This window comes from Curtobacterium sp. ER1/6, from assembly GCF_001742745.1.
Classification (GTDB): Bacteria; Actinomycetota; Actinomycetes; order Actinomycetales; family Microbacteriaceae; genus Curtobacterium; species Curtobacterium citri.
Window position 1 is genome coordinate 193999 of sequence record NZ_MJAK01000005.1, and the last position, 13030, is coordinate 207028.

Genomic DNA, 13030 nt, shown 5'->3' on the forward strand with positions numbered 1-13030 from the left:
TGCACCACGAGGAGGAAGCAATGACGCATCTTCGAACACCGATCCGGTCCGAGCGCCGCCGTGGCCGTCCACGTCGTGCCGCAGCGGTCCTCTCCGCGCTCGCCGTCGCCGGGACGGCCGTGTTTGGCCTCGGGTCGGCGGCGCCGGCCTTCGCCGCCGGCAACACGCTCACGGTCGACGTCGGGACCACCGTCCGCCCGGTCACCCACGTCGCCGCCGGAGGCCTCTACGGCGTCGACACGGGCAGCACCCCGCCGCTGAGCCAGCTGTACCCGCTGCACGTCAACACGTTCACCCAGCCGCCGCCCGGCACCCAGCAGCTCGGCAACGGTGCGACGCACCCCTGCTGCGACGGCCTGCAGGTCGCCGACAAGATCACGGCCGCCGGCGGTCAGCAGTACCTCCGGCTGCCCGACGTCTTCAGCACGTTCCCCTACAACTGGGTCAGCTGGCCCGACTGGGAGTCGAAGATCCGGACGATGATCACGGCCCGGGTGAACGCCACGAGCACCACGAACATCGCCGGGTACGAGATCTGGAACGAGCCGGACGCCAACTGGGCGACCAGCACGAAGAACGACCCGAACGCCGGCAGCTACCTCGACATGTGGACCCGCACCTACCGGGACATCCGCGCGATCGACACGCTGACCCCGATCATCGGTCCGGGTGCCAGTGCGTACGACCACTCCTTCATGCAGTCGTTCATGACGAACGCGAAGAACACGAACACGCTGCCCTCCGTCGCGGTGTGGCACGAGCTCGGCGACTTCAGCTACCAGGACGTCCAGGCACACGTGGCGGACTTCCGTGGGATCGAGGACTCCCTCGGGCTGCCGCACATCCCGATCTCGATCAACGAGTACGCGTCGCCCGGCCAGGTCGACGAACCGAGCATCGGCGTGCACTACATGGCCGCGTTCGAGCGGGCCGGCATCCACGACGCCGAGCGGGCGTACTGGTACGAGGCCGGCACGATGGACGGGCTCCTGTACGACAACCTGCCCACGGCGTCCTACTGGGCCTACAAGTGGTACGGCGACCAGTCCGGGAACGTCGTCCGGACCGTCCCGCAGTCGTACCTTGACGGCGTCGCGTCCTACGACGCGAGCCGGAAGCAGGTGAACGTCGTCTTCGGCGGTGACAGCGGCTCGAACACCGTGCAGGTGAACGGGCTCGCGGGGCTCGGCAGCCAGGTGAGCGTGCGGCTCTCGTCGACGAACACCACGGGGCGCACGACGAACCAGGCCGCCCCGAACCTCGTCTCCACGACGACGTACTCCGTGGTGAACGGCTCGATCACCGTCCCGGTGGCGAACATGGACGCGGTCGCGGCGTACCAGCTCCTGATCACGCCGACGTCCGGGACCCCCGCGTACCAGCAGACGTACGAGGCCGAGAACGCGACCGTCGTCAACGCGAGCCGACTGTCCTCGTCCACCGCATCGAACGGCGGGTACGTCGGACGCATCGACGGGACCGGTGACGTCCGGACGGACAGCTTCGTGGACTTCCTCGTCGACGTGCCGACCGCCAAGGCGTACACGATGACCGTCAAGTACGCGAACGCCACGGGTGCGACCGCGACGCAGGGGCTCGCCTACAACGGTGGCGGGTTCTCCACCGTGAGCTACCCGCCGACCACGTCCGGCTGGGGGAACCCCACCGGCAGCGTCGACGTCACCGTGCAACTCAAGGCCGGCTACAACGTGATCCGCCTGGCCAAGGGATCGCCGAACTACGGCGGTGGCACCGGGTACGCGGAGCTCGACAGCATCCGCCTGCAGTAGACCCAGACCAGGACGAGCCCGTTCCGTGCGCGGAACGGGCTCGTCCTGCTGCGCCCGGACCGGACGGGCCAGGTCGACCTACAGCGCGCGTCTCGTGCACGGACGGCGCGTTCCGTCCGTCTGCTGACGACGGCGTGCACGACTCGCGCAAACCGGTTGCGCGATTCGAGCAGGAATGTCAGGATGGCCTCCTCGCTCGATCGGCGGAGGATGCATCAGGTCTGATGCGCACCGCTCCCGGCGAGGACCGTTCACCGCAGAACTGCACCAGACCGCTGGTGCCCACCGTCAGAGTCGACCGGAGGACCCCGCATGCACGACCCCGATGGCCGCTTGCGAGCCCGGACCGACGGAGGAGCCGAGGCGCTCCTGCCGACACCGACGGTGCAGTGCCACGCGGCGAACCTCGCCTTCCTGCCCGGGGGAGACCTCGCGTGCGTGTGGTTCGGTGGCACCCAGGAGGGCGTCTCCGACATCTCCGTCCACCTCTCGCGGCTGCCCGCGGGGACGGACCGCTGGCTCGAACCCGTCCAGCTGAGCTCCGACCCTGCGCGTTCCGAGCAGAACCCGATCCTCTTCACGGCGCCGGACGGTGCCGTCTGGCTGCTGTACACCGCGCAGGTCGCCGGGAACCAGGACACCTCCGAGGTGCGGCGCCGGCTCTCCCGCGACGGCGGCGTGACCTGGGGTGAGCCGTCCCCCTTGCTCGGTGCCGACGCACCGGTCGGCGTCTTCGTGCGGCAGACGCCCGTCGTGCTCGAGGGCGGCCGGATCCTGCTGCCGGTGTTCAACTGCCGGACGGTGCCCGGCGAGAAGTGGGTCGGCAACGACGACACCGCATCGGTCTGGTACTCCGACGACGGCGGCGAGACCTGGTCCGAGGTCGCCGTGCCCGAGTCGAGCGGCTGCGTGCACATGGACATCGTGCCCCGTGCGGACGGCGTCCTCTGGGCGTGCTTCCGCTCCCGCTGGGCCGACCACGTGTACGAGTCGTGGTCGACGGACGGCGGCATGACCTGGGCGCCCTGTCGTCCGACCGACCTGCCGAACAACAACTCGTCGATCCAGGCGCGCACCCTCGATGCCGACGGCCGGATCGCGATGGTGATGAACCACGCGAGCAAGGCCGACGCGACGAGCCGCAGGGTCTCGCTGTACGACGAGATCGACGACGACGGGATCGCGGCCGACCAGGCCGACGGTGGTCCCCGGGTCGCCGAACCCGCGCTCGACGCCGACGGGCCCAGTGCGTTCTGGGGTGCGCCACGTGCTCCGATGACGCTCGTGGTGTCGACCCCGGACGGACGGTCCTGGCCGACCGCCTACGACATCGAGAACGGCGACGGGTACTGCCTCTCGAACAACAGCCGCGACGGCCTCAACCGCGAGCTGTCCTACCCCTCCGTGCTCCCCGACCCGGCCGGGGGACTGCACATCGCCTACACGTGGCACCGCAAGGCGATCAAGCACGTGCACCTCGGTGCCGACGTCCTCGCGGGGATCGTGTCGACGTCGTCCACCTCCGCCGGTCCGGACCTCTCTGCGAAGGAGCAGCGAGCATGACCCTCCCCATGGTCTTCGCACTCGCGATCACCGTCTTCATGATCGTGCTGATCATGATCGACCGCCTGCCGTTCGGTGTCCCGCCGTTGATCGCCTGTCTCCTGATGGTCGTGTTCAACGTCGTGCCGATCAACGTCGCGTTCAGCGGCTTCGCGAACGCGACCATCATCATGCTGGCGTCGTTCATGGCGGTGATCGCCGCGTTGCAGAAGACCGACCTCGTCTCGGGCTTCAAACGGATGATCACGAGACTCGGGACGAAGGGCGGGTTCCGGGCCTACGTCCTCATCATCGTGTTCGTCATGCTGGGCTGCAGCATCTTCGGCACGGGCTCCACCGCCTACTACGTCCTGGTGATCGGGCTGCTCTCGACGCTTGCCTACAACAAGAAGCTGCCGCCGTCGAAGGTCCTCATGCCGGCCGGCTTCGCCGCGAACCACCCCATGCTCCCGTTCAACGTGGCGCTGCAGTACGGCATCGTCGTCGCGGTGCTGGAGGCGACCGGCGTGCGGGAGAACATCGACCTCGTCCGGTTCTCGATCGTGAACCTCGTGCTCAGCCTCGGGTTCCTCGTCTGGTGCCTCATCGCGTACCGCCTGCTGCCCGACCACCCGATCACCGACGAAGAGTCCGACCCGCAGCGGGCGGCCGAGGCGCAGGAGCCGGCCACGGTCGGCGCGCGCAGCACCGCTGCCGGAACCGGCCCGGGCACGACCGGCCCGGGCGCGGCCGATCCGGCGACCCCCGGTCCGCACGCCGCCGAGGCGAACGCCACCGCGATCGCCTCGTCGAGCGCGACCGCCGCGGTGACCGCGCCGACGCTGGACCGTCGGAAGCAGCTGGCGACCTACGCCTGCTTCGTCCTGGCGATCGCCGGCATGATCTCGTACAGCTACATCGGCGATGCGGGCTACGCGATCACGGGCCTCTCGGTGGCGTTGCTGCTGATCATGAAGGTCCTCGACTTCACCGAGATCCGCGACGCCATCAGCCAGCCGATCATCATCATGTCCGCCGGCGTGATCGGCATCGCCGAGGCGCTCGGGGCGACCGGCCTCACGAAGCTCGTCGGCGAGTCCGTCGCCGGACTGCTCGGCGGCAACGTCAGTCCCTTCCTGCTGGTATTCGGGTTCTGCGTCCTGACGAGCGTCCTCGCGACCCTCACGGGATCGACGATCGGCACGGTGTACGTGTTCGCGCCGCTGGCCATCGCGACGTGCGTCAGCCTGGGGCTGAACCCCGCGGCCGCGGCCGTCGCCATCGTCATCTCCGGGTGGAACGGTCACTTCCTGCCGATCGACGGGCTCCCCGCGATGGTGATGGGCGTCGGCAGGTACTCCCTCCTGCAGTTCTGGAAGTTCACCATCCCGATGTACTTCATCCGCCTGCTGGCCCTGACCGCCGGCGCCCTCCTGCTCTTCCCGATGTGACGGAGCCACCCGACGTGCAGAACACCTTCCAGCTCGCCCACGTGGGCATCAACAACCCCGACGCAGCAGCCGCGCAGGAGCTGTGCGACCTCTTCTGCCTCATGTTCAACCTCGACGCCCGCCAGGGGAAGAAGTCCGAGTTCGCCGGCACGTTCTTCGAGTGCGTCCGGTCGCAGTACCTCGGGACGCACGGCCACATCGGGATGTCGACCGACGACCTGGAGGCAGCGGTCGAGGAACTCACCGCGAAGGGCTTCGGCTTCGACCAGGACACCGCCGCACACTTCGAGGACGGACGGCTGCAGAACATCTACCTGGCGGGGGAGTTCGGCGGCTTCGCGGTCCACGTGATGCAGCAACCCCGTCCCTGACCCACCACCCGACCGCCTGGCCCCCCCCAGCCGACAAGGAGCACCTGCAGTGACCACCACGATCAGCGGCAGCATCCACGCGCTCGTCACCCCGTTCCACGACGACGAGTCGCTCGACCTCGACCAGATGCGGCTGCACACCGACCGCGCCGTCCGGGCGGGCGCCGACGGCGTCTTCTGCCTCGGCACCAACGGCGAGTTCTTCCAGCAGACCGAGGACGAACGGCTCGCCGTGCTCGAGGCGGTCGTCGACGCCACCGCGGGCCGGGTCCCGGTGTACGGCGGCGCCGGTGCCGTCGGGACGAAGGAGACCGTCCGCATCGCCCAGCGCATGCAGGCGGCGGGCGCCGACGTGCTCTCCGTCATCACCCCGTACTTCGCCGCGGCGTCGCAGGACGAGCTGTACCGGCACTTCGCGGTCGTCGCCGAGGCCGTCGACGTCCCCGTGCTCGTCTACAACATCCCCGCGCGGACCGGCAACACCATCGCCCCGGCGACCGTCGCCCGTCTGGCGGAGATCGACAACATCGCGGGCGTGAAGGACTCGTCGGGCAACTTCGACGCGATCCTGCAGCTGATCGAGCTGACCGATCCCGAGCACTTCGCGGTGCTCGCGGGGACCGACTCGCTGGTCCTGCCGACGCTGCAGGCCGGCGGCGCGGGCGGCATCACCGCCGTCGCGAACGTCTACCCCCGGACCATGGTCGAGATCACCCGGAAGTGGGCGGCGGGCGACCTCGAGGGGGCCCGCGCGGCGCAGGCGTCCATCCGCCCGCTGCGCAACCTGTTCGCGCTCGGTAACCCGAACACGATCGTCAAGGCGGCGACCAACGCCGCCGGCGAGTCCGTGGGGCCGTGCCGCGCGCCGTTCAACCTGCTGAGCGAGGCGGCGCTCGAGAAGATCGCGGACACGGTGCGTGCGGACCAGGCGGCGGGACTGGGCTGAGCCAGCGCGCCCCACGAGACGGACGGGAGGCGCGGTGCCGGCTGGCACCGCGCCTCCCGTCCGTCGAGTGGCTGAGCCGCCACCTCGTCCTCAGCGGTTGTAGGCCGGCATCGGTCCGCGGAGCGAAGCGGCCACGTCGTCGACGGCCTGCTGCACGTCGTCCGGCAGCGCACCCGCGGCCAGCGCGGCGAGGTTCGCCTCGATGTTCGCGAGCCGCGACCCGCCGATCAGGACGGCGTCCACGACGGGGCGGCCGATCGTCCACCGCAGCGCGAGCTCGGCCATCGGAACCCCCGCGCCGTCCGCGATCGAGCGGAGCCGCTCCACGGCGGCGAAGACCTCGTCGTTCCAGTACCGGTCGCGGTACATGCCGGCGAGCGGCGAGGACCCGAAGCGTCCCTCCGCCGGGTGCTCGTCCGGTCGGTGCCTGCCGGTCAGGAGCCCGCCGCCGAGCGGGTTGTAGACGACCGTCGCGAGTCCGGTGCTCCTGGCGTACTCGGCGTACTCGTCGTCGATCCGGGTCGCGATGACGCTGTACACCTGCTGTCCGAGGACGGGCGCGTCGAGTCCGAGTCCCGCGGCCGTGTGCCGCAGCTCTGAGATCTGCCAGGCCGCGAAGTTCGAGACGCCCCACGTGCGCACCGCGCCCGCGTCGACGAGCGCCCGGACGGCGGTCAGTGTCTCCTCGGCCGGGGTCGAGCGGTCGGGCTGGTGCAGGTACAGGACGTCGACGTGGTCCGTCCGGAGCCGCCGGAGGCTCGCGTGCACGCACCGCTCGACCGCCGCGGCGGACAGGGGCGCGGCACCCTCGGCGTCCGGGTTCGGCATGCCCACCTTCGTCGCCAGCACGACGTCGTCCCGGCGTCCGCCGAGCACGGTGCCGAGGATCTCCTCGCTGCGGCCGCCGGCGTACCCGTTCGCGGTGTCGATGCCGGTCCCGCCCGCCTCCAGGAACACGTCGACCATCCCGGCCGCCGTCGTCTCGTCGACGCTGTCGCCGAAGGTCATGGTGCCGAGGACGGCGGGGGCGAGCCTGCGGCCTCGGATGTCGGTGTCACGCACTGGGTTCCTCTCGTTCGGACGCCGTCGGAGCGACTCGTCGTCGAGTCGCCGGGCGACAGCCGTGCGCACTACTATTGCGTGTTTCACGCAGGTCGTCTAGCGTGTTTCGTGCACACCGTCGATCCGTCGACGGGACCGTCCACCGAGCCCGAGGAGGGGTCCGATGTCGAACCGCCTCGCCGCGATCGCCGACGACCTGTCCGGAGCCGCCGAGGTCGCCGCGGTCCTCGGCGCCGGGTCGGTCACCGTCGCCCTCACGCTGCCCGCCGCGCTCGAGCACGTCGCTCGGTCCCGGTCCGACGTCGTCCTGGACTGCGACACGCGGTCGCTCGACCCGGACGCGCGGCGCGCGGCCGTCAGGCAGGCGGCGCAGCGGATGCGCGCAGCCGGAGCGCCGGTGCGGCTGGTGAAGACCGACTCGCTGCTGCGCGGCGGCGTGGGGGACGTCGTCGGCGGGCTCCTCGACGCCGGCGCACCCGTCGTGGTCGCCACAGCGCTCCCGGCACTCGGGCGGACGGTGGTCGACGGCGCACTCCACGTGCACGGCAGGCCGGTGGCGGAAGCGGGACTGCACGGCCTGGAGGCACGGGTCGTCCCCGGTCCGCTGGCCGCGGTCGGGCAGCGCGCCCGGTCCGTCCCGCTCGCGGTCGTGCGCGCCGGCAGCGACGCCGTCCGCGACGAGGTCGGGCGGGCGCTCGACGCCGGCGAGGTCCCCGTGCTCGATGCCGTCTCCGACGACGACCTGGACCGGATCGCAGCGGCGCTCGACGGCGTCGACTGCACGGTCCTCGGCTCCGGCGGCATCGCCGCGGCGATCGGGCGGCTCCGCGGAGCGGCACCTTCCGACCCGGTCGTACCCGACCTCCACGAGCGGTCGGCGCGCACCGGGGACGTCCACGGCGTGCTGCTCGTCGTCGGGACGGCGAGCACCGAGGCGACCGCCCAGCTCGAGGTCCTCGCGACGAACGGCGTCCCGGTCGTCCCGGTGCCCCGCAACGTCCTGCTCCGTGCCGTCGACCGCCGCGAGGTCGACGACATCGACCACCCGGCGCTGCACACCGTGCGGACGGCACTGCGCAGCGGGAGCGCGGCGATCTGCGTCGAGGACCGGCACGAACCGGTTCCGCACCTCGCCCGACGGCTCGCCGACGGCCTCGGCATCGTGGCCGCCGCCGTCAGCGGGCAGGCCGCGCTCGTGCTCACCGGCGGGGAGACGGCCCGGTCCGTGCTCACCCGCCTCGACATCACGAGCCTCGTGCCGGAGGGCGCCGTCGAACCGGGCTGCGTCGTGTCCCGCGCGGACGACGGCCGTCGTGTCGTCACGCGTCCCGGCAGCTTCGGGACCGTCACCAACCTGCTCGACGCCGCCACGGTCCTCCAGGCCGGCTCGACCGATCACACCCCGCAGCCGGAGGCCGCTTCGAAGCGGCCCCGGGCAGACCGAACCGAAAGGCAGCACCTGTGATGAACGCCACTCCGATCGTCGCCGTCACGATGGGCGACGGGGCCGGTGTCGGCCCAGAGATCGTCGTCGAGGCCATCGTGTCGCCGGACGTCCTGGCCGTCTGCCGACCCGTCGTCATCGGCGACCTCGCCCGCCTCCGCCAGGCCGCGGCGATCCGGGGCGTCGACGCCACGTTCAACGTCGTCGCGGACGTCGCCGACGCGGCGTTCCAGGACGGCGTCGTCGACGTGGTCGACCTCGGTCTCCTGCCCGAGGACCTGCCGTGGGGGCGGCTCTCGCCGGTCGCCGGTGACGCGGCCTTCCAGTACATCCGCGTCGCGTGCGAGGCGGCGACGACCGGGAAGGTCCAGGCGATCTGCACGGCGCCGCTCAACAAGGAGGCCCTGCACGCCGGTGGTCACGTCTTCCCCGGGCACACCGAGATGCTCGCGGAGCTGATGGGCGTCGACGAGGTCTCGATGATGCTCTCGACCGCGAAGCTCAAGGTCGTCCACGTGACCACCCACGTCGGACTCATCGACGCCGTCGCGCGGATCGAACCGGGACTCGTCGAGCGGACGATCCGGCGCGGCAACGAGGCCCTCGTGCGCGCGGGCAACCCGCACCCGAAGATCGGCGTGGCGGCGATCAACCCCCACGCCGGTGAGAACGGCCTGTTCGGCCACGGCGAGGAGGCCGAGAAGATCGCTCCGGGCGTCGAGGCCGCGCGTGCCGACGGGATCGACGCCGTCGGGCCGCTGCCCGCCGACACCCTCTTCTTCCTCGCGGGCCGCGGGGACTACGACCTCGTCGTCGCGATGTACCACGACCAGGGCCACGGCCCCGTGAAGGTGCTCGGGATCGAGGCCGGCGTCAACATCACGGTCGGGCTCCCGGTCATCCGCACGTCGGTCGACCACGGGACGGCGTTCGACATCGCGGGCACCGGCAAGGCCGATGTCGCTAGCATGATCGAGGCGCTCCGCCAGGCGGCCGAACTCGCCCCGACGTCGGGCGCGATGAGCCCGGCCCGGGGCGCCTGACCCGTCCGCAGTCCCTGCCGTCCGGAGGTGCCCGGTGTCGATCTCGGCCAGAGCGCGGCGTGACGCCATCGTCACGCTCGCGACGACGGTCGGCCTCGCGAGCGTCGACGAACTCTCCGAGCGGTTCGGCGTCACGGCGTCGACGATCCGGCGCGACCTGGCGACCCTGCAGGAGCAACGGAAGCTCACCCGCACGTTCGGCGGTGCGATGGCGGTGGCCGCGCACCCCGAGGCCTCGTTGCGACAACGGCTCGGCGAGCACTTCGACGCGAAGCGCGACATCGCCCGTCGGGCCGCGGCGACCGTCGCGCCCGGGGCGTCGCTGTTCCTCGACAACGGTTCGACGGTCGCGGCGCTCGCCCACGCGCTGCCGGTCGGAGCGGACCTCACCGTCACGACCACCAGCGTCGGGGTCATCACCGACATGGCCGAGCGCGACGACGTCCGCCTCGTCACGCTCGGCGGCGAGTACCGCGCGCTGAGCAACGGGTTCGTCGGTCCCCTGACGGAGGCGGCGCTCGAGTACCTGACCTTCGACGCCGCCTACCTCGGTGCCGATGCGGTGTCGCCGGAGCGGGGGATCTGCGAGGCGGACCTCGGGCAGATCCGGCTCAAGGAGCTCCTCGCTCGTCGGGCGGCCGCGGTGTACGTCCTCGCCGACTCGTCGAAGACCGCGCAGTCGGAGTTCCACGCGTGGACGCGCCTCGGCGGCGGGTGGACGCTGGTGACGGACGACGGCGTGGCGCCGGAACTCGTCGAGCGCTTCACGGCAGCGGGCATCACCGTCACCACGGCCTGATCCACCGTCGCTCAGCGCCACGCGCTCCGCCGCGCCTTCCCGGTGTCGTCCCGGAGCGGCTCGTGCACGATCGTCCAGCTCCGGGGACACGTCTCCGGGTCGAGCGCCGTCGCCGCCCACGCGTCGAACTCCGCCGCGGTGACGTCGGCGTCCCCGACGTCGACGACCGCGTGCACCCGCTGCCCGAGGTCCGGGTCCGGCTGGCCGACCACCAGGCAGCTGCGAACCGCGGGGTGGCGTTCGAGTGCGGACTCGACGGCGGCGGGCCACACGTTCACGCCGCCGCTCACGATCAGGTCGTCCTGCCGGTCCGCGATGTACAGGTAGCCGTCGTCGTCGAGCCACCCGCTGTCACCGAGGCTGTGCCAGGCATCCGCAGGGGGCGCGTCGACTCCGAGGTAGCGGTAGGTCGCCGGCCCGGGCCGTGTCATCTCGATGCGACCGACTTCGCCGACCGGGGCTTCGCTCCCGTCCGCTCGGAGGATCCGGACGACGGTCCCGCCGGTGGGCCGGCCGACGCTGCCCTCGTGTCGGAGCCACTCGTCGCCGCGGATCGTGGTCAGCCCGTTCGACTCGGTGCCGGAGTAGACCTCGACGACCCGCTCGGGTCCGAGCCATCGGATCCACTCCCGCTTGACGTGCGGCGGGCAGACCGCGCCGATGTGCAGGACCGAGTCCAGTGCCGTCGTGTCCGTCGCGTCGAGGCGCGAGGGACCGAGGGCGGCGATCCGGGACATCATCGTCGGCACGACCATGCCCCAGGTCACGTGTGCGCGAGCGACGAAGTCGAGCCAGGTGCCGGCGTCGAAGCGCGGCATGAGGACGAGGGAGTGTCCGGTCATCAGACCGCGCATGGCGTAGACGAACGGCGCGGCGTGGTGCAGGGGACCGGCGACGAGCTGGCGGGCGTGCCGGGGGACGAAGGCGGCGACGCGTCCGTCCGGGTCGACGTGCGCCGAGGCCGCTGCGACGACGACCTTGGGGGTGCCCGTGCTGCCGCTCGAGGTCGGTGCCTTCCAGGACGCGGCGGCCAGGTCCTCCGCCAGTGGCTCGGCGTCGGCGGGGGACGGCGTGGTGCCGGCGGACGTGAGCGGCATCCACGGGTGCCCGTCGACGGGGTCGTCGGCGACGACGAGGGCGGGACGGACGAGTCCGAGCACCGCGCGGAGGTCCGCTCCCGGCAGGCGCGGGGAGAGCGGTTGCGGGGTCGCGCCGGCCTTCCACGCGGCGACCGTGGCGACCACGGTGTCGACCGTGTTCGCGCCGGTGATCGTCACGATGTCGTCGGTGCGGACCCCGGCGTCCCGGAATCGCCGAGCAAGGGCGTTCGCGCGGGCCTCGACCTCCCCGCGGGGGACGTCGTCGACCGCCGGTGCGTCCGGATCGCGCTGCGCGAGTTCCGTGAAGGCGCGTGAGATCGAGGTGCGCACGGCGTCAGGCCGGCAGGGGAGCGCTGCGGGTCCGGCCGATCCCGACTCCGTCGGAGGCTGCCAGGAGTCGCTCGTACAGCGCGGTGTGCGCCACGGCGGCCGCAGCCCAGGAGTACCGCGCGGCCAGTGCCCGACCCGGTGCCGGGTCGCGCGGGTCGGACAGCGAGACCTGCAGGGCGTCGGCGATGCCGTCGACGTCGTCGGCGAACCGGACGGTGTCGCCGAACACCTCGCGCAGCACCGGGAGGTCCCGGGCGACGACGGGCACCCCGGCCGCGAGGGCCTCCATCGCCGCGAGGCCGAAGCCCTCCTTCGTGGAGACGAACGAGAACGCCGCTGCCCCGGCGACGAGGGCGGGGAGGTCCGGGTCCGGGACGACGCCGAGCTCGGTCACCGGGATGCTCCGCCGGGCGACGAGCTCGTCGAAGGCCGCACGGTACGGCCGGTAGTCGAACAGCGTCTCGCCACCGGCCAGGACCAGGCGGACGTCGGTGCCGTGCCGCTCGCGCAGGCGGTCGTAGGCGGCGACCAGGTCGATCGTGCCCTTCCGGGGCTCGATCCCGCCGACGGCGAGGACGTACCGGCCGAGCCGGTCGGTCCAGCCGGTCCGCGCCGCGACGGCCTGCTCCGTCGGAGCGGCGGCGGACCCGAACCGCTGAGCGTCGACCCCGTTCGGGATGACCGTGGCGACCCTGCCGTACCCGGCGGCGACCTCGGCGGCGACGGACGCGGACACGCAGACGAGCGCCGCGGGTTCGCGGACGGCACGGTCGTGGCAGGCCACGAGCTGCGCGGTGGTGAACGTGTCGAGGTGGTGCACGGTCCGGACCGCGCCGTCGCAGGCGTTGGCGGAGATGCAGTCCTGCGCGTGCACGACGTCGAGGCCCTCGAGCCCGAGGCCGTCGCGCAGGGCGGCGATGGAACGGACGATGCGTTCGCCGACGGTCTCGCCGTCCGGTCCGTCGGGGAACGACACGACCTGCAGTCGCACGCGCGGGTCGACGTCGCGGAAGAACACGTGGTCACCGCCCCGGCCGAGCGTGCCGACCGTGACGTCGTGACCCAGCTCGACGAGCGCCTCCGCGAGTGCGAGGGTGTGCACGACACCGCCGCGCGGCCGAGTGGAGTAGGTGAGCAGGGCGATCCGCACGC

General features: G+C 71.9%; 11 protein-coding genes. 8 read left to right on the forward strand and 3 right to left on the reverse strand.

The features are described from left to right. Positions 1–20: 20 nt before the first annotated feature. The 5 genes from Cus16_RS10055 to dapA all read left to right on the forward strand — a co-directional run bounded on the left by Cus16_RS10055 (position 21) and on the right by dapA (position 6100). Positions 21–1790: a hypothetical protein gene (locus tag Cus16_RS10055; protein ID WP_069712523.1), complete on the forward strand. Its 1770-nt coding sequence runs from the start codon at positions 21–23 to the stop codon at positions 1788–1790. A gap of 312 nt (positions 1791–2102) precedes the next feature. Then, positions 2103–3353 (forward strand): sialidase family protein, encoded by a 1251-nt coding sequence (locus tag Cus16_RS10060; protein ID WP_083263866.1) that lies wholly within the window; start codon positions 2103–2105, stop codon positions 3351–3353. Then, positions 3350–4783 (forward strand): SLC13 family permease, encoded by a 1434-nt coding sequence (locus Cus16_RS16015; RefSeq protein ID WP_083263867.1) that lies wholly within the window; start codon positions 3350–3352, stop codon positions 4781–4783. Before Cus16_RS10060 ends, Cus16_RS16015 begins: the two co-directional genes overlap by 4 nt. 14 nt (positions 4784–4797) lie before the next feature. Beyond that, entirely contained in the window at positions 4798–5154 is a 357-nt protein-coding gene (locus Cus16_RS10075; RefSeq protein ID WP_069712589.1) for a 2-dehydro-3-deoxyphosphogluconate aldolase, read from the forward strand. A 49-nt stretch (positions 5155–5203) separates the two neighbouring features. Next, positions 5204–6100, forward strand: coding sequence for a 4-hydroxy-tetrahydrodipicolinate synthase (dapA, locus tag Cus16_RS10080; RefSeq protein ID WP_069712524.1), 897 nt, complete (start codon positions 5204–5206; stop codon positions 6098–6100). 90 nt (positions 6101–6190) lie between these two features. On the opposite strand, the gene Cus16_RS10085 is transcribed toward dapA, so the two are convergent. Beyond that, on the reverse strand, positions 6191–7162 hold the full coding sequence (locus Cus16_RS10085) for an aldo/keto reductase (RefSeq protein WP_069712525.1): 972 nt from the start codon (positions 7160–7162) through the stop codon (positions 6191–6193). A 163-nt stretch (positions 7163–7325) separates the two neighbouring features. Here Cus16_RS10085 and Cus16_RS10090 point away from each other — a divergent pair, with 163 nt between their 5' ends. Genes Cus16_RS10090 through Cus16_RS10100 form a run of 3 tightly spaced genes read left to right on the forward strand, consistent with a single transcriptional unit; the run spans position 7326 to position 10448 of the window. Continuing rightward, complete coding sequence (locus Cus16_RS10090) at positions 7326–8627, forward strand: four-carbon acid sugar kinase family protein (protein ID WP_069712526.1); 1302 nt, start codon at positions 7326–7328, stop codon at positions 8625–8627. Continuing rightward, positions 8627–9649: a 4-hydroxythreonine-4-phosphate dehydrogenase PdxA gene (pdxA, locus tag Cus16_RS10095; protein WP_069712527.1), complete on the forward strand. Its 1023-nt coding sequence runs from the start codon at positions 8627–8629 to the stop codon at positions 9647–9649. Before Cus16_RS10090 ends, pdxA begins: the two co-directional genes overlap by 1 nt. A gap of 34 nt (positions 9650–9683) precedes the next feature. Next, positions 9684–10448 (forward strand): DeoR/GlpR family DNA-binding transcription regulator, encoded by a 765-nt coding sequence (locus Cus16_RS10100; RefSeq protein WP_069712528.1) that lies wholly within the window; start codon positions 9684–9686, stop codon positions 10446–10448. An 11-nt stretch (positions 10449–10459) separates the two neighbouring features. Here the strand turns inward: Cus16_RS10100 and Cus16_RS10105 are convergent, their stop codons facing one another. Together Cus16_RS10105 and Cus16_RS10110 are read right to left on the reverse strand one after the other, a co-directional pair. Then, a complete protein-coding gene (locus tag Cus16_RS10105; RefSeq protein WP_069712529.1) occupies positions 10460–11878 on the reverse strand; it encodes an AMP-binding protein in 1419 nt (472 codons plus the stop codon). Between the two features lie 4 nt (positions 11879–11882). Beyond that, entirely contained in the window at positions 11883–13028 is a 1146-nt protein-coding gene (locus Cus16_RS10110; protein WP_069712530.1) for an MSMEG_0565 family glycosyltransferase, read from the reverse strand. Positions 13029–13030: the final 2 nt, after the last annotated feature.